Below are 20,670 nucleotides of genomic sequence, written 5' to 3' on the forward strand. Positions count from 1 at the left end.
GGCGAAGCGGGTTTCGTCACCATCCCGAGCTGCCTGTTCGATGGCGGGGCCGCCGGGCTGGGGCAGGCCGAGCAGGCGGGCGGACTTGTCGAAGGCCTCGCCCGGCGCGTCGTCGATTGTGCCGCCGAGCCGCTCGAAGCTGTCAGGGCCGTGGGCGATGAGAAACTGGCAATGCCCGCCGGAGACCAGCAGCATCAGGTAGGGAAAGGCGAGCCCGTCGGTGAGGCGCGGGGTGAGCGCGTGGCCCGCGAGGTGGTTCACCCCGATGAGCGGCAGGCCGGTGGCGGCCGACAGGCCCTTGGCGCACATCACCCCCGAGACGACACCGCCGATGAGGCCGGGGCCGGAGGTGACGGCGATGGCATCGAGCGCATCCAGCCCCAGGCTCGCCTTCTCCAGCGCAAGCTCGACCATCAGGTCGAGCCGTTCGGCGTGGGCACGGGCGGCGATCTCCGGCACCACGCCACCGAAGGCCGCGTGCAGATCGGTCTGGCCGGACACCTCGGAAGACAGAATCCGGGCCTCTGTGCCGTCCCAGCGCAGGATGGCGGCGGCGGTATCGTCGCAGCTCGATTCAATGCCAAGGACGGTCAGCGCGCTCATGTCTTGCCTTTTGAGGGGTCGCGCGGCATCACCCGCGCAGATGGCTGACCGTTGTTATCCCGCTTGGGTTGCGTTGTGAACCGCTTGCCCGTTCTGCTCACCCGCCCGGCCCGGGGCGCGGCGGAGTTTGCCGCGGCGCTGCGCCGCGAACTGGGCGAGGTGGAGATCCTGCTTAGCCCGCTGATGGAGATCGTGCCGGTGGAGCCGGAGGCGCTGCCGGGGCCCGAGGATGCGGTGATTTTCACATCAGTGAGCGCCGTGGAGGCCTTTGCGCCCTACCAACGCGGTGAAGGGCGGCGGGCCTGGTGCGTGGGTGAGCGCACCGCACAGGCTGCGCAGGCGCTGGGCTTCGAGGCGCGGGCGGGCAGCGGCGCGGCGGTGCGCCTGCCGGAGATCGTCTGCCGCGAACAACCGGTGCCGACGCTCTGGCACATGCATGGCACGCATCAGCGGGTGGATCTTGCACAGCTCTTCGGTGTGCTGGGCTATCGCTGCCGGAACGTGGTGATCTATGACCAGCCGGCGCTGCCGCTGGACCCTGCCGTGGCCGCACGGATTGCCACCGGTGAACCCATGGTTGCGCCCCTCTTCTCACCGCGCACGGCAGGGCTTTTGGCCGCAGAAGTCAGAAATCTTGGTGCGAATCTGCGGGTTGTGGCGTTGAGTAGGGCAGTGGCGCGGGAATGGCCCGGCGAGGCGGCGGTTGCAGAGCGCCCTGACGCCGAAGCGATGCTGGAGGCCGTTGTCCGCGAGGTCGGTTGAGCCGATGCGGGCGGCAGGCTAGGGTGTTCTGCGGCAGCGCAGCGAAGTGACGAGAGGAATGGACGTGGCGGGTTCGGACGAAAAGCCAGACGACAACAGCAGCGAAGCCGACGATAACATGGCAGCGTCGACTGCCGAGGATACTGCTGGCGAGGAGGCTCCCGCGGGGAAGGTGGCGAGCAAAGATACCGAATCGGACCCATCGGAAGAGGGTGCTGCGGATACCGGTGATGCCGCCGACACTGACGACAAAGAAGCTGACGCCCCGGAAGATGGCGAGGCGGATGGCACGGACGGCGATAGGCCGGAGTTGGAAGAGCTTGCCGCCGAAGACTCCCCCAGCGGCGAGGTCGCCGACCCGGAGGCCGGGCTCAAGCCCTCCGAGCCGATGAAATTGGGCCCGCTGGAGCGGGGTGCAGACACTTTGGAGGCCGATCAGGCCCCCGGCGACGAGACCGAGCCGGAGACCGAAGAGATCCCCGACCTGAGCGCGCAGCCCGAACTGGAGGCAGAATCGCCCCAGCCCTTGGCCCCGGCGCACGCGGCGCAAAAGGCCAGCGCCATGCCCATGATCTTTGGCGGCATCATCGCCGGCCTGATCGGGTTTGCCGCCGCATGGGCGATCTGGGGCCGCGACGGCTCTGCCGCCGAACTGGGCGCGCGACTGACACAGCAGGAAGACGCTGCCGCCGGGACCAGCGCGGCATTGGAAGGCAAAGCCTCTGCCGAAGACCTCGCAGCGCTCGACACGCGAGTGGCGGCGCTCGAATCGGCCCCTGCGGCAACCGTCGACACCAGCGCACTAGAGGCTTCGGTTGCGGCGCAGGAAGAGACGGTTGCAGCACTGGCGGCCCGCATCGACACGCTAGAGAAGGCCCCGGTCGAAGGCTCCACCGACGAGGCCAGCCAGGCCGCGCTGGCCGCCTATGGCCGCGAGGTGGAAGCGCTGCGCGCCGAAGTGGCCGAACAGATGAGCCAGATGAACGCGGCGCTCGACGCGGCCAAGGAAACCGAGGCGCAGGCTGCCGCGCGCCAGGAAGAGGCCGCTGCCGCCGCAGCGCGCGCCGCCGAACAGAGCGCCCTTCTGGACGTTCAGCAGGCGCTCGACGCCGGAACGCCCTATAGCGAAGCCTTGGGCCGGATTTCGTCTGCCGAGATCCCGGAGGGCCTTGCCGCCCATGCCGAAGAGGGCGTGATGACGCTGGATGCGCTGAAGGAAAGTTTCCCCGCGGCGGCCCGCAATGCCCTCAAGGTATCACGCGAGGAAACGGCGGGCGAAGAGGGCGGCGGCTTCGGCTCATGGATCACGCGTCAGGTGGGCGCGCGGTCGCTGGAGCCCAAGGAGGGGGATGACCCCGATGCGGTGCTGTCCCGCGCCGAAGCCGCGCTGAACGCCGGTGACCTTGCCACCACGCTCGATGAACTCTCGGCCCTGCCCCCCGGCGGGCAGGCGGCGATGGACCAGTGGATCGCCCAGGCCAGCCGCCGCAATGACGCCGTGACCGGGGCCGATGCCCTGGCTGCCACGCTCACAAGTAACTAGGAGACAACAGACGCATGCTCTGGTCGGTTCTCAAGATTCTCTTCTTCGTCGTGATCGTGGCGGCCCTCGCGCTGGGCGCTGGTTTCGTAATGGAAAACGGCCCCTCGGTGCTGCTCCGCGTGGGCTCCATCGAATTTGCCCCCTCGCCGCTGGTGGCGATCATCTGCGCGCTGCTCCTTCTGCTGGCCGTGTGGCTCATCCTCAAGCTGGCCGGCCTTCTGGTGGCCGTCGTCCGCTTCCTCAACGGTGATGAAACGGCGATGAGCCGCTACTTCGACCGGCACCGGGAGAAGCGCGGCTACGAGGCGCTGGCCGATGGCATGATGGCGCTGGCCTCGGGCGAGGGGCAGCTTGCCCTGACCAAGGCCAACCGGGCCGAGCGCTACCTTGGCAAGCCCGAGCTCACGCGCCTGCTCACGGCTCAGGCCGCCGAACAGGTGGGCGACAGGCGCACCGCCGAGAGCGCCTACAAGGCGATGCTCACCGATGATCGCACCCGCTTCGTCGGCGTGCGCGGGCTGATGAAGCAGAAGCTGGCCGATGGCGACACCGACACCGCGCTGAAGCTGGCCGAGAAGGCCTTTTCGATGAAGCCGGGGCATGAGGAGGTGCAGGACACGCTGTTGCAGCTTCAGGCCGGCCACGCAGACTGGAAGGGCGCCCGCAAGACACTGAACGCCAAGCTGAAGCACGGCAGCCTGCCGCGTGACGTGCACCGCCGCCGCGATGCGGTGCTGGCCTTGTCGGAGGCCAAGGAGGTTGTGGAAGAGGGTAGCACCATCGAGGCCCGGGAAGCCGGGATCGAGGCCAACCGTCTTTCGCCCGATCTCGTGCCTGCGGCGGTCATGGCCGCCCATGGCTACATCGAACAGGGCAAGCCGAAATACGCCACCCGCGTCATCAAGAAGGCATGGGACGCCCAGCCTCACCCCGATCTGGCCGCCGCCTTTGCCGCGATCCAGCCGGACGAAAGCCCGGAGGCCCGGCTCAAGCGCTTCCAGCCGCTGCTGCGCCTCCATACGGAGCATGAGGAGACCAAGCTGCTGCTCGCCGAGTTGAACCTTGCGGCAGAGGATTTTCCGGCTGCGCGCAAGGCCGTGGCCCAGCTGGCCAGCGCCGAGGGGGCGAATGCGCGGGCGCTCACCATCATGGCTGCTGTGGAACGTGGCGAGGGGGGCGACGACCACGTGGTGCGCGCCTGGCTTGCCCGTGCCCTCACCGCGCCGCGCGGCCCGGCCTGGGTGTGCGACAAGTGCCAGAACATCCACGGCCAGTGGGCCCCCACCTGCGACAACTGCGGTGCCTTCGACACGCTGAGCTGGCGCGAGCCGCCCAGGGCCGAGGTCACCATGCCCGGCGGCGTCGAAATGCTGCCCCTGCTCGTCGGCCCCGCGCCCCAGCCGGAACCGGAGGATGCGCCCCTGGTGTTGGAGGAGGACGAGGTGGAGGATGCCGAAACCGTGGAGACGGAGGGCGAGACCTCACCCGGGCCGGACGAAGAGGCCACGCCATCGGACGCGGATCCATCCGAAGAGAAGGCAAAATAGGGCTGGCCCACATCCCGGGTCCGCGCTATAGACCGCGCCGGTCGCCGCTGTAGCTCAGCTGGTAGAGCACGTCATTCGTAATGATGGGGTCGGGGGTTCGAGTCCCTTCAGCGGCACCAGTTTCAAAGATATTTATCATTAAAATCAGATCCCTAATGGATACTTTGGGGATTCTGTCCACCCTACAGTCCACCCAAGCGGTGGCATTGGGTTCTGGCTTCATTACAGGCGGCCCACGGTATGACCCGGGCTTCGACCGCCCGGTGAGTGTTGCTCGAGAGTTGGTCCGCACTACTCAACGAGCTGGTTCTCTGGCGAAGACTCCAGTATGCCTCGCAGGAGTTCCTTCTGGAAAACTGTATCGAAACGCTGTCGTTTGCGACGCGTGCCACCGCAACCACGGGACATACCATCGGATGGCATTCACGATCTTGATGTGCAAGAAAACGTTCATGGACGTTTCCAAACGCTACTAGAACCGCACACGTTAATGGGACTTCAGTAGCCAATTTACGCTAACTCTCGTGGCGGCCGCAGAAGTGATCTTTGATAGCGGGGACTTGGTACAAAAGGTGAGCGTTTAAGAGCGTGGCAAAGCTGGAAGACATCAGGAATGGAGCGTCGGTCGCCGGCGTTGTTCCTAACCAAACCGTCGAAGCAGTATCGGTCGAATGGATCGGCGATCAGGCAATCAATCTTGTGTATCGATTGCCAGGCGACAGCGTTTCGGAGACCACCCTATATCGCGATGACGAGCATCGCATCTCGGTCGAACAGCGAGGCCGCGCGTGGTCGTTCGATGCGGACGGAGGTCTCCTCCGGCTGGTCACCGAAGCGAACCGAATCAAGCTTGCCCATTACTTCGATCCCTATCTGGCCATCCACACTAGCTTGGTTGACCCCCTTCCCCACCAGATTACGGCCGTTTACGGCGAAATGCTGCCACGGCAACCGCTGCGGTTCCTGCTTGCCGACGACCCGGGAGCCGGCAAGACGATCATGGCCGGCCTACTTATCAAGGAGCTAATTGCCCGCAGCGATCTCGAACGTTGCCTCGTCGTCGCGCCAGGAAGTCTTGTGGAGCAATGGCAAGACGAACTAGGTGAAAAGTTCTCTCTCGAATTCGACATCCTTTCCCGCGACATGATCGAGACTTCGCGCTCGGGTAACGTCTTCAACGATCGAAAACACTTGATCGCGCGCCTCGATGTCCTTGCGCGGAGTGATGATCTCCAGCAGAAGCTCGCGTCCTCCATTGAATGGGACCTGATCATCTGTGACGAAGCGCATCGCATGTCAGCGAGCTACTTCGGCGGAGACGTCAAATACACCAAGCGTTATCAACTGGGTCAACAACTCGGCCAGGTCTGTCGACACCTGCTTCTAATGTCCGCCACGCCGCACAACGGCAAAGAGGAAGATTTCCAGCTCTTTATGGCTCTTCTCGACGGAGACCGCTTCGAGGGTCGTTTTCGCGATGGGGTCCACTATGCCGATAGCGCAGACATGATGCGTCGTCTGACCAAGGAAGAGCTTCTGAAGTTCGATGGTCGACCGCTGTTCCCCGAGCGTCGGGCATACACGGTCAAGTATGACCTCTCGTCAGAAGAGGCCGCACTATACAGTGCCGTCACAGAGTACGTTCGAACGGAAATGAACCGTGTGCAGCGGTTCGCAGAACAAGACGGACGGAAGAGGAACAACGTTGGCTTTGCTCTGCAAATCCTTCAACGCCGTCTGGCGTCGTCTCCTGCGGCTATCTACGAGTCGTTGAAACGGCGGCGAGAGAGGCTTGAGAACGAGCTTGCGGAAGCAAGACTTGCGCGTAAGGGCAGCCATGCTTCTTTCGCCTCCCACGAAGTTACTGACGAGATTCTGAAGAACATCGACGAATATAGCCAAGATCAGGTTGATGACATTGAAGACCAGATATCGACCGGTGCCACCACCGCTGAGACCGTCGAGCAGCTAGAGATCGAGGTCCAGACCCTGAAGGGACTGGAAATCATGGCGCTGGACGTCTTGCGCTCGGGCAAGGATACCAAGTGGACCCAGCTCGACCGTATCCTCGACGATGATCTCATGATTGATAGCGACGGAAATCGCCGAAAACTGATCATCTTCACCGAGCCAAAGGACACCTTGCACTACCTGGTGGAAAAGATCCGCGCGCGACTTGGCAAACCGGACTCCGTCGAGGTCATCCATGGGGGCGTTACGAGGGAGGAGCGTCGCAAGGTCGTCGAGCGCTTCATGCAAGATCGAGACATGTTGGTGCTGATCGCGAACGACGCGGCCGGCGAAGGCGTAAACCTGCAGCGCGGCCATCTGATGGTCAACTACGACCTGCCATGGAACCCGAACAAGATCGAGCAGCGGTTCGGCCGAATTCACCGGATTGGCCAGACCGAGGTCTGCCATCTCTGGAACCTCGTTGCCGCAGATACCCGCGAAGGCGAGGTCTATGCGCGCCTCCTCGAGAAGCTCGAAGCGGCACGTGAAGCTCTGGGGGGGCGTGTCTACGACGTTCTCGGTGAACTGTTCGAAGGAACTGCGCTGCGCGACTTGCTCGTGCAGGCCATCCAATATGGCGAGCAGGAAGATGTGAAGGCCAAGCTGTTCCAGGCCGTCGACGGCGCTGTCGATCAACAGCATCTCCTGGATCTGCTTCAGCGCCGACAGCTGACCAACGACACAATGCCTGCGACCCGCGTGCACGAGTTGCGGATCGAGATGGAGCGGGCCGAGGCGCAGCGTCTCCAGCCCCATCACATCCAGAGCTTCTTCGTCGAGGCGTTCAAGCACCTCGGCGGCCAGATCAAGCGCCGCGAGGAGGGGCGTTGGGAAATCACGCACGTCCCACTCAGCATCCGCGAGCGCGATCGCCAGATCGGCAGCGGCGCACCGATCCAGAAGAAGTACGAGCGCATCTGCTTCGAGAAGAGCAAGATCAACCAGCAGCCTGTCGCGGCCTTCGTCTGCCCGGGCCACCCGCTGCTCGAAGCTGTGATCAGCCTCGTGCGCGAACAGTACGACCACCTCATGAAACGCGGCGCGATCTTGGTGGATGACACCGATCCGGGCGAGGAGATTGCGGCGCTGTTCTTGCTCGAGCACAGCGTTCAGGACGGACGCCCGACAGCGACAGGCAAACCCCACGTCGTCTCGGAGCGCTTGCAGTTTGCTGCGATCGAACGGAATGGCGCGGCGACCAATGCCGGGATCGCGCCCCACTTGAACCTTCGTCCCGCTCTTCCAGAAGAGATCGCGCGCATCGAGGATCTGCTGCAGGCGGACTGGCTTCGCACAGACCTCGAAAAGACCGCCGTCCGCTTCGCCACCGTCGAGCTCGCTCAAAAGCATGTCGCGGAGGTCAAGGCGCGCCGCATTCCCGAGATCGAAAAGGTCGAGCAGGAGGTAAAGGCTCGCCTTAAGAAGGAGATCAACTACTGGGACGCGCGCGCCTTCGAGCTGAAGGAAGAAGAGCGCGCCGGCAATAAGACACGCCTCAACTGGCAGAACGCCCAGCGCCGTGCTGAAGAGCTGGCCGAGCGACTGAAGCGTCGGCTGGAGGCGCTCGACCAGGAACGCTTCATTTCCGCACAGCCGCCTCGCGTTCGTGGCGGCATGGTCGTCATCCCGCGTGGCCTTCTGAATGCGCGCGCGCCGGCGGGTGAACTTGCCGAAACCGGGAACGGCTTCTCCGAGGATCCCGTCGCCCGCCGCAAGATCGAGATCGCAGCGATGGAAGCGGTCATGGAGGCTGAGCGCACGCTCGGGAACACGCCCACCGACGTCTCCGCCCAAAAGGTTGGTTACGACATTGCATCCTACGATCCCAAAGCGGATCACCTGCGTTTCATCGAAGTTAAGGGACGGGTTGACGGTGCCGACACGGTGATGATCACCCGGCAGGAGGTCATCACCTCGCTCCACGAGCCCGACAAATTCATTCTGGCCGTGGTCCAGGTCGAGAACGGCTTCGCACGGGAGCCACGGTATGTTCGCGGCGCCCTAGACACGCGGGAGCCGCCATTTGATCAGAATGCTATTCAATTCAACATGCGCCGAATCCTTGAGCGTGGAGAGGTGCCGAGTTGATAATCGGGTACACCGAGTTTTCTTATGGCTACGCGCTTACTGAAAACCTTGTGCGGGCCTCTTCTACCGGCCCAGCGACGGCTCCGGTTTTCCCGAACCTGGTTCAAGAAGCCCAGCTTGGGTACGATGTCATGCTCGACTTCCCTGTCGTCCCACTATTTCTTCAATTCAAGCTACCAATGCTGATGGTGAGAAATAACGCGAAGGAGATATCGTCCCTCAACTTGCACGGCTTGCACCCACCGTTCTTTCGAATGCCATTGATGCGCCGGGACAAGTCGCGACAACACGCAAGATTAATGGAACTTGAACGCAGGACACCGGGAAGTGTGTTCTATGCATCTTCAACACTAACCTCGGTCTACGCGTTCAATACTGCCTATCTTCGTGCACAGGTTCATTTGAGATCAGCATATTTCTCGCCATTGGACATCGGCCCTCTCCCCGATGACAAGTACCACCACGTTTCATATGCGTCCGACCGGTCGATAGCGTGGCGCTGTTCCGAGCCCAAGAAGGTCAAGGCACTGCCCTATGACGACGTTGTTGATTCCATTCAACAGCGCGCGTCTGAGCGCCGCGCCCGAACTTTCGAGGGCAGCCTTGAGGAAATCCGTGCAGAAGTCGAACCGCTGTTACCGTCCAATCTGCGGAGCGCAGAGGATGACATCCGTGCCCGTGTACGCACGCGCCGAGGGTTTGCGGAAGACCGGCCTGCTGTTGATGAACGCCGGCAGGCTGCGAGTGAGGAACTTCTGGTCATAAAAGAGATGGTTCGCATCGGTCTTGGAGTTGAGATAGTCGTGGCACAACCAAGAAAATGAGTGAGGCCAGGCGATGAGCACTAGCGAACAGACCTACAAGAAGAAACTCATCGAAGTCGCCATTCCGCTCGAGGCCATCAACGCCGCCTCGGCGCGGGAGAAGTCGATCCGGCATGGGCATCCCTCCACACTGCATCTGTGGTGGGCGCGCCGGCCGCTGGCGGCGTGTCGGGCGGTGTTGTTCGCGCAGTTGGTGGATGATCCCTCGTCCTGCGTCGATGAGCTGATGGCCGATCCGAAACTGCGCGAGCAGGCCGAGGCGGAGCTGCCCGCGCGGCTGGCGGCGTGGGAGAAGAGCAAGGCTTCGGCGCAGGGCGCGGCGGCGAATGCACCGGAGCCGACGCTGGAGGACGTGGCGGTCGAGATCGAGCGCAAGCGGCTCTTCACCATCATCGAAGACCTGGTGAAGTGGGAGAACTCGACCAAGGAAGAGGTGCTGGAACGCGCGCGGGCCGAGATCCGGCGCAGCTGCGGCGGCGAACTGCCCCCGGTCTATGACCCGTTCTCGGGCGGCGGGTCGATCCCGCTCGAGGCACAGCGGCTGGGCCTGCCCGCCTATGGGTCCGACCTGAACCCGGTGGCGGTGATGATCGGCAAGGCTATGATCGAGATCCCGCCGAAGTTCAAGGACATGGAGCCAATCCATCCGGGCGGGAATGAGCGCAACCACTACCGCAACGCCGAAGGGCTGGCTGAGGACGTGAAATACTACGGCGAGTGGATGCGCGAGAAGGCGTGGGAGCGCATCGGGCATCTCTATCCGCAGGTGGACCTGCCGAAGGAGTATGGGGGTGGCAAGGCGACGGTGATCGCCTGGATCTGGGCGCGGACGGTGCCAAGCCCGGACCCGGCCTTTGCGGATGTCCAAGTGCCGCTGGCCTCCAGCTTCTTGTTAAGTGCGAAGAAAGGCCGGGAGGCGTGGATCGAGCCTGTCATAGACAAAGGCGAAAAGTCGATCTCGTATCGTGTTCGATACGGCGGAACTACAGCCGAAATTGAACGAGCCAAGGAAGGCACGGCCGCCGGCAAGCGCAAGGCATTTCGCTGCATTATTTCGGATGCTCCGATTCCCTACGACTACATCAAGAAAATTGGTGCTGAGGGAAAGATTGGGCATCGGCTTCTTGCGATCGTTGCGGAAGGAAATCGGGAACGTGCATACGTCTCCCCGACTCCCGAACAGGAAAGAATTGCTACGTCTGAAACACCGAAGTGGCGGCCCGAAGCAAAACTGCAGGGCAAGGCGCGTGTGAACGTGTCTAACTACGGAATTGACACCTTTGGTGATGCTTTTACTGAACGTCAGCTTGTTGCTCTTAACACCCTTGTTGATCTGATTGACGACGCAAGGCTTGAAGTTCTCAAAGACGCCCAAGCCGCTGGACTTTCTCAAGATGATGCAGCGCTTAGAGAAGCGGGAAATGGGGCAAGAGCTTATTCAGAAGCAGTCGCGATCTACTTAGCGTTCACGGTCAGCCGTTTCACTGACAGGAACAACTCTCTCTGCACGTGGGATAGTGGACCCGCCGGGACCAAATCTTCCACTGGAGGCTCCGCGAGAACCGCCTCTCTTCGAAACTTGTTTTCGCGCCAAGCGATGCAAATGGCTTGGGACTATGGGGAAGGCAATCCTTTCAGTGATTCCGGCGGCGGATACAATAGCGCACTGTCTTGGGTGGTGCCCGCTATTGCCCAACTTCCAGCCAACAATGGCGGGAGCGTTCGCATGTCGGATGCGCAGAACCAGACAATCGGAAAATCGATGGTGGTTTCAAGCGACCCACCATACTACGATAACATCGAATACTCCGATCTTTCTGATTTCTTCTACAACTGGCTTCGGCCAATGCTTCGACCGATGTTTCCAGAAGTGTTCGGAATGCTCGTGACACCGAAGTCAGAAGAACTCGTGGCCTCACCGAAACGACACGGTTCGCGGGAAGCTGCGGAGAAGTTCTTTCTCGACGGAATGCGAAGTGCGATTGAACGACTTTCGAAGCAGGCTCAGCCGGGCTTTCCCGCAACAATCTACTACGCATTTAAACAGAGCGAAGTCAGAGACGAAGGCATCAGTTCCACGGGATGGGCCACCTTCCTGCAAGCTGTTGTCGAAGCCGGATATTCAGTTGTCGGCACATGGCCGATGCGCACCGAGATGGCGAACCGCATGATTGCCTCTGGCACCAATGCCCTTGCCAACTCGGTCGTCCTTGTCTGCCGAAAGAAGGAAGCGACCGCCGACACAATCACCCGCGCCGAGTTCATCCGCGCGCTGAAACGCGAGCTGCCTCCAGCCATCGCAGAACTTCAGGCCGCCAACATCGCCCCGGCCGACATGCCGCAATCGGCAATCGGCCCCGGCATGGGCGTCTTCTCGCGCTACACCGCCGTTCTCGAGGCCGACGACAGCCCGATGACGGTCAAGACCGCGCTGCAGCTGATCAATGCCGAGCTCGATGAATATCTTGGCGGCATCCAGGGCGAGTTCGACGCTGACACGCGCTTCGCCATCACCTGGTTCGAGCAGAACGGCATGGGCAAGGGCGACTATGGCGTGGCCGACAACCTCGCCCGCGCCCGCGGTATCTCGGTCGACAGCGCAAAGCACGCCGGGATCGTGGAAAGCGCGGCGGGCAAGGTGCGGCTGTTGAAGCGCGACGAGCTCGACCCCGACTGGGCGCCCGAGGAGGACGGGCATCTGACCGTGTGGGAATGCCTGCAGCACCTCGTGCGCCTGCACGAGAAGGAGGGCCTGTCGCACGACACCGCGGCGCTGCTGAAACGCTTCGGGCCCCAGGCCGAGGCGGTGAAGGATCTGGCCTATTGCCTCTATGACATCGCCGCCAACAAGCGGCGCGAGGCGTCCGAGGCCACGGTCTACAACGCCCTGATCGCCGACTGGTCAGAGTTGAGCCAGATGGCCGCCACGGTTTCGCTAGAAGGGCGGAACCGGCAAGCACGATTTGAACTGTAAGGGTTTCCGAGATGGCCAAGTCTACCCGTCAGCATGTGTTCGAAGGCATGGAGCTTCTGCCCGAGGCGCTGATCCCTTTCGTCGAGAAACGGCTTGAAAGCTCGCTGCAGGGCCATTGGCAGGTGCAGGTGCTCGAGCGTGTCCGTGGTCTGCGGCCCAATGGCGATGGCCAGGTGAACTGGGACCAGCAGGGGCTGCTCCAGGTCATGATGGCGTTCTGGAAGGAAGCTTTCGCGATGGTGCTCGGGCATCCAGAGCGGTCTTACGTTTCCGAGCTGCTCGACGTGCGCAACAAGCTCGCGCACAACGAGACCTTCACCTACGACGACGCTGAACGCGCGCTCGATACGATGCGCAGGCTGTTGGAGTCGGTCAGCGCCAAGGAAACGGCCGAGAAGATCAGCGCCTCGCGCGACACGATCCTGCGTACGAAGTATGCCGAGCTTGCACGCAACGAGGAACGCCGGAAGACCGCGCGGCTGGACATCTCGGTCGACACGGTCGGCGGGTTGATGCCATGGCGCGACGTGGTGGAGCCGCACCAGGACGTGGCGACCGGAGAGTTCCAGCAAGCGGAGTTCGCGGCCGACCTCGCGAAGGTGCATAACGGTAGCGCGCCATCGGAATACCGGAACCCGCGGGAGTTCTTTGCGCGGACCTACCTGACAGAGGGGCTGAGCACGCTGCTCGTGGGTGCGGCGAAGCGGATGAGCGGTGGCGGAGGTGACCCGGTCGTTGAGTTGCAGACAAATTTCGGCGGTGGCAAGACCCACTCGATGCTTGCGCTCTACCACATGGTAGGCGGCACGCCGGTGGAAGACCTGCCGGGGCTCGACCAGCTCATGTCGCGAAACGGGCTGGTGGTGCCTGGGAAGGTCAACCGGGCGGTGCTGGTAGGCACGTCACGCGGGCCCCAGGACGTGATCTCGGTGGAGGGCGGTCGCAAGATCCGGACGACCTGGGGCGAGTTGGCGTGGCAGTTGGGCGGCGCCGAAGCGTTCGAGATGCTGGCCGAAAATGACGAGCGTGGGATCGCGCCCGGGTCGAACCTGCTGGAGGCGTTGTTCAAGAAGTACGCGCCGGCGCTCATTCTGATCGACGAGTGGGTCGCCTACCTGCGCCAGATCTACAAGGTCGAGGGTCTGCCGTCCGGATCGTTTGACGCGAACCTCTCCTTCGTGCAGTCGCTGACCGAGGCCGTGAAGGCCAGTCCCGGCGTGCTGTTGGTGGCCTCACTGCCCGCCTCGCAGATCGAGGTCGGCGGCGAAGGCGGACAGGAGGCGCTGGCGCGACTGAAGCAGACTTTCAGCCGCGTGGAATCGTCCTGGCGGCCAGCGAGCCAGGAAGAAAGCTATGAGATCGTTCGTCGCCGCCTGTTCAAGGAGATCCCTGGCGACAAGTTCCATCATCGCGACAACACGCTGAAGCAGTTCGCGAAACTGTATCGTGAGAACGCGGACGATTTCCCGAATGGCTGCTCCGACGAGGATTACCGGCGGAAGCTGGAAAAAGCCTATCCCATTCATCCGGAGCTGTTCGACCAGCTCTATACCAGCTGGGGCTCGCTTGAGAAATTCCAGCGCACGCGCGGCGTACTGCGCTTGATGGCGCAAGTGATCCACGAGCTTTGGATGGGCAGTGACCCATCGGTGATGATTATGCCGGGGAGCGTCGCCATCAGCTCGGCTCGCGTCGAGCCCGAGTTGCTCCATTACCTGGATGCAAGTTGGCAATCGATCATCGCGGGCGACGTGGATGGTGTGACGTCGACGCCGTACAAGATCGACCAATCTGCTCCGAACCTCAACCGATACTCCGCAACACGACGCGTTGCGCGCGCGGTGTTTATGGCAACGACCCCGACCCATGGGCAGGAGAACAAGGGGCTCGACGATAAGCAGATCAATCTTGGTGTTGTGCAGCCTGGTGAGCGTCCTGCCATCTTTGGCGATGCGCTTCGCCGGCTCGCGAACCAAGCCAAGTTCATGCACAGTGATCTTGGGCGATATTGGTATTCGATGTCGGCCAGCCTGAACCGGCTGGCGGCCGACCGCGCAGCCCAGTTCGAGGAAGCTTTGGTTCTCCACGAAATCGACAAGGCGCTGGGCGGCTACATCAACGGTCTAGCGGATCGTGGCCACTTCGACACGGTTCAGGTTGCCCCTGGCAGCTCTGCCGATGTTCCGGACGAACCTGGCGGTGTCCGAGCCGTGGTCCTCGGTGTGGCGCACCCACACACCGGTCGCGACACGTCTGAGGCCCTCGCGGAGGCCAAGGACATCTTGATGCAGCGTGGCAGCACGCCCCGCGTCTACCGCAATATGCTGGTTCTGCTCGCCGCCGAGCAGCGGCAACTGGATAATCTCAAAGCTGCCCAGCGCGCCGCTCTGGCATGGGCTGAAATCGTCCAGGAAACGAAGCGGCTCAACCTGACCCAGAGCGACAGCGCCTTGGCCGAAGCGAAACTGAAAGAGGCGACGGAGACCCTGAAGACTCGAATGAAGGAAGCGTGGTGCTACTTGATCTACCCGGTTCAGGAGAGTGCGCAGGCTGACGTCGAGTGGACGTCAGCGAAAGTTCCAGCACAGGATGGACTTCTCGCGCGCGCCAGCAAGAAGCTGGTAAGTGATCAGGGCATTTGGCCCGAGCTTGGCCCAGACAACCTGAACCGTCAGCTCGAGAAGTACATCTGGAACGGCAAGCCGCATTTGCATCTGAAGGATTTGTGGGAGTATCTAAATCGGCACACGTACCTTCCCCGTGTCAAGAACAGAGCGGTGCTGTCAAAGGCGGTGCACGCGTCCGTTAGCGGCATGTTGCCGGGCCCATTCGCCTATGCAGAGCGCTGGGACGAGGCGAAAGGATCCTATGTCGGTCTCGCGATTTCAGGCGCCTCGAGCGCCCAAGCCGTGATCGACAGTGAATCGGTCATCGTCAAGCCGGATGTGGCGGAACAGCATAGGCAAAAACAATCTGCCGCGGCACCGGTCGAAGGTCAGGCTCCTGCAGCAACCGGTGATCCGGAAGCGCCTCAACAGCCCGCTGCTGGTACACCGGAAACCACGCCGACCGAGCAAAAGCCGACCCGTTTTCACGGGACGGTAATGATCTCCCCTGAGCGGCCAGCGCGCGATATACATCAAATTGTCGAAGCGATCATCGAACAGCTGACAACCTTGCCCGGGGCAGACGTCTCTATCAAATTGGAGATCGATGCGGAGGTGCCGGATGGGCTTGATCGCGCTAAGACTAGGACCTTGGTTGAGAATGCGAACACACTGAACTTTATCGACAAGTCTGTTTCCTAACCCAAGCTGTCCCCAGTTTCAGTGGCCGAAGCCCTCGCTGTAGTGGTCTCGGGAAAGACCGCCGTCTCATTAGCGGCCACCGCTAAGGCTGCCGCAGATTTCTTCTCCCAACTCTTCGAGCAAGATCTCCCTCTCTCGCCGCAACGCAAGGACGTGTTGTTTCATGTAGGTGTTGTGGTGCATCCCCTTTGGTTTAGGTGGGAAGGGAAGAAGAAGACCAGGGTTTGGCTGACCAAGGTTCCGTCTAACCTTTAGCGCCATGGATAGCTTTCTTGCTCTCGGTGACATTGTCTCCGAGGCATACCTACCGCGGCAGCAAACCCGGCAGCCCCATAGTGGCCCGTTTCCCCGGCGGTATATTATGGCGCATCGGCGATCGCAGGATGGGCAGAGAAACCACTGTCGCCGACCTCCAAACGCTGTCTTCGTCCACGTCGTCACGATCCGCTCCCCGCCATGCACCAAGACATCAGGGATCGCGGGCACCATCTTGGCGAGTTTCCTAATATCTATCTGCGGGGCGTAGTCACAAATCATATGGGAAGTGTTCACTTTGTGTACTTTAGTTAGGGTGTCGCCGGATCTGCTGCAGCGCCAATGACTGATGTTGATGCGGGATTGTGGGTTTGCCCGTCCGCCCCTCGGCCTGACCCTCCAGCAGGCTTGCAACAACTCGGTTCACGCTGTGCCGTGTGCCAACGGAACGGGTTGGGTTGCCGGAAGCGAAAGTGCCATCAGTATTGCTCGCGTCCAGCGCATTGTTGCGGTCCTCAGGCGCTGACATGACGCGGCACGCCCCAGTTCGAGGAAAAAATCGGGTGAGGCAGGTGAGGCAGTTTCTATAACTTTCCCCTAGAGACCCTATGTATATATATAACAGTAACTTAGCTTGTTTCTCAGGTTGTGTAAGAATATGCCTCACCACCCTCACTTGCCTCACTACCCTCACCGCTGCCTCACTCATGCCTCACCGCCTTTCTCGGGCACGTAGCGCGCTGCGCCCTTGCCCTCGCCAGAGGTGATCCGACCGTCCTTCTTCCATCCCAGGGCAATCAGTTCCTGGGTCACGCGCTTGCTCAGAGCGGGCGTCATGTCAGAGGGCATTACGCCCAATTCACCAAGGATCTGCTTCGCGGTGACTTCCGACCGGCCTTCGGCTGCCTTTGCGATGTCTGCCCGCCAGGGATCATCAGGGCGGCGCTCGGATGCCTCGGCACTTGCCTGGTGGGCCACATCGCCTTCAAGCCACCAACGCTCACCGTCCCGGTACAGCACGACCGCCTCCGCCCAAATCTGGTCCCGGACCTTGGCCAAGCCATCCACGTCAATCGCGCCGACCTTTACGGGCCAAAACCGGCGTCCGCCTGTTTCGTCGCGTTGCCAATCGTCCTTGTTGGTGGTTCCAGCGAACACGCACCTGCGCGGCTCAGAGACTTCCTCACGCCCGTAGGCCGGTCGGTAGGTCTCGACCTGCCGGGTGATGAATGCCTTGATGGCATCCATCTCCCTGCGCATCGCCTCAAGCTCGGAGACCTCGATGATCCACTTTCCCTTGAGGTAGCTGCTGGCATCCTTGGTGCCCATCTGTGGCAAGGCATCCGAGAACCACTCTTTTCCGGCCAGAGCGGCCAATGCGGAGGACTTGCGCCGCCCTTGGGTGCCCTCCAGCACCAACATGTGGTCAACCTTGCAGCCTGGGTCGTAGCCACGGGCCACGGCGGAGATGCACCACCGCTTGCCGACCTCCGAGATGTACTCGCTATCCTCAGCGCCGCAGTAACGCGTGAGCCAGGCATCGAGGCGCTTCTCGCCGTCCCAGCTCAAATGATCGAGGTAGACCTTGAGTGGATCGAAAGATGCCTCGCGGCAGACCTTGCGAACCGCGCCCTGAACAATATCCATGGTGGCCTTGGGAAAGCCGTTGCCGTTGAACCACGCCTGAACAACGGTGTAGTCATCATCCTCCAACGGGCGGGGATAGTGGCCACCGATCTGCCCGCGGGGGTTCTCAAGCAACACCCGCCGCCTGCTGAACTCGTCGTAGCCGAACACGCCATGCCAATCGGCGTGATCGGTCAGCATGCGAAGGGAATTCGCCATGTTCCAGATGGGGCGATTCTTATCATCACGGATCAGTTCCAGGTCTTCGTGACGATACACCAAAGAAAGTGCCCTGCGTCGGGTGTCCATGCGTCTGTTGATCTGTGCAAACTGGTTCAAGCCGCCACCTCCTGCACGTATTCGAGGAAGTTGAGACGGTCGCGCTTCGAGAGTGTGTTGAAGATGGTCACCAGGTAGGTGCAGCGCTCTTCCGGCCTTGCGTGGTCTACCCAGAATGAGGCTTCCGCTACCGGATCGCCCAAGACAGCTACAGGCCAACCCGTCCCAGCGAAGGCCGCGTTGAAGGTTTCTGCTGCGGTTTGTGGTGAGAGAGACTTCAGCGAGGAAAAAGCGAGAGCCGCGCGCTCAGCATCTGTCAGCCACGCAGATGCGACAGTCACGAAGTCGGACCAGCCGCTGCTCGTGCCTAGGGTCAAGGAGAACCCTAACATCCGCGCTGCGCGCTTATGGCCAGGCTTGGCATAGAGAGACATTGCGGAGCGGGAGCGCTTCGATGTATCATGCTTAAGAAGCTGCCCCGCTTCACTTTTTTCGGCCCCGGTCGCGCCTGCCAGCGCTTCCGGGGTTTTCGTTTTGCTGTTCATGATGGTTCGCCTCAGACAGCTTCGCGCTCGGCTTCGGCCTTGGCGATGACCTTCTCAATGTCGCTGCGGCGCCAGCGAGAGGTGCCGCCGATTTTGATGGCGGGAGGCACAATGCCTTCGGCAAGACGCCGCCAGAAGGTCGCCTTCGAGCAACCCAGCATGGCCGCGCATTCGACGTCGCGGATCAGGGGGTCAGTGATGTTCATGTCTCAGTCCTTCGAAATTGCGCAGAACCGTTTAGGACGGCTCCACATGGTTGCGATGTGCTGAGAAGGTAGAGAGGGTCCGAACGTCCCATAATGGGTGGCGCCTTTTTTGCCACCCATGCAGAGGATTAGCTGTTCACGCCCTTGTTTCGGTAAGTCCTTAAAGCCGCATCCATTTCTGGTGGGTTCGGAGGTAAGTTGATCTTGAGTTCGCCCCGCTGCACGGCGCTCATGAAGCGCTGTGGGATACGGAGGGGACACCAATCTGCAATCAAGGGGGTAAGTTCGACTTCAAACCAAGCAGCTACTTTGAGAAACAATTCAAACTCTTTCGGGCTGGTTAGAATCTCTGAGAGGGTTCCCTCTGTGCCCTCGTACTCACGGTCAGCCAACATGAGCTCATATGTGGCCCAAAGATGAAGCGCCGGCTTCAATACCTTGAAATTCCTCTTAAGATTACGCAGGTCCGACGCAACGCGCTTACCTTCCCCGGTCCTCAAAGAATGCGCCATCTCCGAGACTGCGTGCTGAGCCTTCATGAGATCTGGTCTTCCTGTGTCCCGTTGATTTCTGATGAGTTGCACAGCCACCGCTCCACACAATCGACCGGGATTCTGCCTCTTAAGGAACTCTTGCCTCCCGAGGTCAGAGACCAGCGTATGTTCACCCAAGGCGGCGAAGTCATCGCGCGTAGCGATTGCAATCCTTTCGGCAGTGACAGTGTCTTGTGGGAAGGTCATGTGAGCAAACACCCGGTACGGTGCATCTGCAGTTAGGCAATCACCCTCTACTATTTGATCAAGGGCGTGTTCCGATTGGACGGGCATTGTATCAGGTGACCTCTTTGTGCTCGGCACTTCTCTTTGTGTGTTGAGCCGCTTCATCGAGCTAGAGAAATCAATCTGCCGGATTGGCGGAGGCAAACCTGCGCCCAGCGCTCCATCAGAATACGGCGCAGCTCAAGGAAGTCCGTGCGCCGGTAGGCACGCTCAACCGCTGAACCGGCGACATGCCCCAGAACCGTTTCGGCCACCTCGTGCGGCGCATCGGTTGCTTCGGCCAACCAAGTCCGCAGGCTGGACCGGAAGCCGTGGGGGCGCTCTTCCATTCCTTTGCGCTCCATGAAGCGCGCCATCGTGGCATCCGAGATGACGCCCTTTCTGACGCTGGGGAACAGGCAGCCATCTCGCGCGTGGGGCTTTGCCAGTTCGATCACGGCCAGCGATTCGGTTGAGAGCGGCACACGGAAGTCCGCCGTCTGACCCAGTCGGCCCTTCATCTCCTCACCGGGAATGGTCCAGATGTCGCCTTCAATGTCCTCCAGCCTCATGAAGCGCAGCGGCTTCGAGCGCACACCGGTCAGGATCAGAAGCCGAAGGGCAAGCTGGGTGACGGTCGGTTCCGTGAGCGACTGGTAGAAGGTCGGGACCACCTGCCATGGCAGCGAAGGAATGTTGGTGGCCTTGTGACGGCTCTTCCCGAGCAGCGCCTTGGCCTTGTCGATGGCCTGCAGGTCAACGTCCAACCCGAGCGCAGCAGCATGGCGGAAGACGATGCTCAGCCGGTTCATCGCCTTGCGGGCTGTGTCGGCCTTCTCGTGCCAAATCGGCGCGAGGGTGTTCTTGATGTCCTGCTGATCCAGCTCTTCGACAGGCACCTTGCCCAGCTTCGGCAGCACATGAAGCTCAAGCGGCGAGAACCAGCGCCCAGCTTTGCCGTCCCCCTTCAGTTCAGCCTTACGGGCTTCGAAAGCATCCTCGGCGACCGTGCGTAGGGTGTTGTCGTCCCGAGCGGCTTCGCGCTCCAGTCTCTGCCGTTCCTTGATCGGGTCTTTCCCCAACCGAGCCACGGCACGCCAACGCTCAGCGGCCTCCCTGGCTTCTTTGAGTGTGACAGCCGATAAGTTGCCTAGGCCCATCTCCCTGCGGCGACCGTGAATTGTCACCCGCAGGAACCACTGAGCGCCGCCATCTTCGCGCTTGTGCAGCCAGAGGCCGCCGCCGTCGCCATATTTGCCCGGCCCGGCGGATTTCACCTGAACGCTGGTCAGTTTGTTCAATGCTCTCACGATCCTACCCACCTCTCAATCCACCCCTA

At 61.5% G+C, this 20,670-nt stretch carries 13 protein-coding genes and 1 tRNA gene; 8 read left to right on the plus strand and 6 right to left on the minus strand.

Annotated elements, in window-relative coordinates; translation table 11 throughout:
• The coding region (locus DYI42_RS03620) for a tRNA (adenosine(37)-N6)-threonylcarbamoyltransferase complex transferase subunit TsaD (protein WP_369334179.1) at positions 1-603 on the minus strand (603 nt) is incomplete at its 3' end.
• 75 nt (positions 604-678) lie between these two features.
• On the opposite strand from DYI42_RS03620, the gene DYI42_RS03625 reads away from it, so the two are divergent.
• The 8 genes from DYI42_RS03625 (at position 679) to DYI42_RS03660 (ending at position 15,662) form a co-directional block, all read left to right on the plus strand.
• Complete coding sequence (locus DYI42_RS03625; RefSeq protein ID WP_213544561.1) at positions 679-1,365, plus strand: uroporphyrinogen-III synthase; 687 nt, start codon at positions 679-681, stop codon at positions 1,363-1,365.
• 58 nt (positions 1,366-1,423) lie between these two features.
• Positions 1,424-2,908, plus strand: coding sequence for a hypothetical protein (locus DYI42_RS03630; RefSeq protein ID WP_213544562.1), 1,485 nt, complete (start codon positions 1,424-1,426; stop codon positions 2,906-2,908).
• A gap of 14 nt (positions 2,909-2,922) precedes the next feature.
• Positions 2,923-4,455 (plus strand): heme biosynthesis protein HemY, encoded by a 1,533-nt coding sequence (locus DYI42_RS03635; protein ID WP_213544563.1) that lies wholly within the window; start codon positions 2,923-2,925, stop codon positions 4,453-4,455.
• Between the two features lie 43 nt (positions 4,456-4,498).
• Positions 4,499-4,574 (plus strand) — tRNA-Thr (locus DYI42_RS03640).
• Between the two features lie 469 nt (positions 4,575-5,043).
• Positions 5,044-8,556 (plus strand): helicase-related protein, encoded by a 3,513-nt coding sequence (locus DYI42_RS03645; protein ID WP_213544564.1) that lies wholly within the window; start codon positions 5,044-5,046, stop codon positions 8,554-8,556.
• The gene (locus DYI42_RS03650; protein WP_213544565.1) at positions 8,553-9,380 is read left to right on the plus strand and encodes a hypothetical protein; all 828 of its coding nucleotides are present in this window, start codon (positions 8,553-8,555) and stop codon (positions 9,378-9,380) included. Before DYI42_RS03645 ends, DYI42_RS03650 begins: the two co-directional genes overlap by 4 nt.
• 13 nt (positions 9,381-9,393) lie before the next feature.
• Complete coding sequence (locus tag DYI42_RS03655; protein ID WP_213544566.1) at positions 9,394-12,354, plus strand: DUF1156 domain-containing protein; 2,961 nt, start codon at positions 9,394-9,396, stop codon at positions 12,352-12,354.
• 11 nt (positions 12,355-12,365) lie between these two features.
• The gene (locus tag DYI42_RS03660; RefSeq protein ID WP_213544567.1) at positions 12,366-15,662 is read left to right on the plus strand and encodes a DUF499 domain-containing protein; all 3,297 of its coding nucleotides are present in this window, start codon (positions 12,366-12,368) and stop codon (positions 15,660-15,662) included.
• Between the two features lie 960 nt (positions 15,663-16,622).
• Here DYI42_RS03660 and DYI42_RS03665 read toward each other — a convergent pair.
• From DYI42_RS03665 to DYI42_RS03685, 5 genes are all read right to left on the minus strand, one after another.
• Positions 16,623-17,882 (minus strand): virulence-associated E family protein, encoded by a 1,260-nt coding sequence (locus tag DYI42_RS03665; protein WP_213544568.1) that lies wholly within the window; start codon positions 17,880-17,882, stop codon positions 16,623-16,625.
• Complete coding sequence (locus DYI42_RS03670) at positions 17,879-18,367, minus strand: hypothetical protein (protein WP_213544569.1); 489 nt, start codon at positions 18,365-18,367, stop codon at positions 17,879-17,881. The genes DYI42_RS03665 and DYI42_RS03670 overlap by 4 nt, the downstream gene beginning before the upstream one ends.
• 11 nt (positions 18,368-18,378) lie before the next feature.
• Positions 18,379-18,573 carry a helix-turn-helix transcriptional regulator gene (locus tag DYI42_RS03675; RefSeq protein ID WP_213544570.1) on the minus strand — a complete coding sequence of 65 codons (195 nt, stop codon included), beginning with the start codon at positions 18,571-18,573 and terminating at the stop codon, positions 18,379-18,381.
• 128 nt (positions 18,574-18,701) lie between these two features.
• The gene (locus tag DYI42_RS03680) at positions 18,702-19,457 is read right to left on the minus strand and encodes a hypothetical protein (RefSeq protein ID WP_213544571.1); all 756 of its coding nucleotides are present in this window, start codon (positions 19,455-19,457) and stop codon (positions 18,702-18,704) included.
• Positions 19,454-20,641, minus strand: coding sequence for a tyrosine-type recombinase/integrase (locus DYI42_RS03685; protein WP_342344600.1), 1,188 nt, complete (start codon positions 20,639-20,641; stop codon positions 19,454-19,456). The genes DYI42_RS03680 and DYI42_RS03685 overlap by 4 nt, the downstream gene beginning before the upstream one ends.
• Positions 20,642-20,670 lie beyond the last annotated feature (29 nt).

Source organism: Vannielia litorea, from assembly GCF_018424695.1.
Classification (GTDB): domain Bacteria; phylum Pseudomonadota; class Alphaproteobacteria; order Rhodobacterales; family Rhodobacteraceae; genus Vannielia; species Vannielia litorea_A.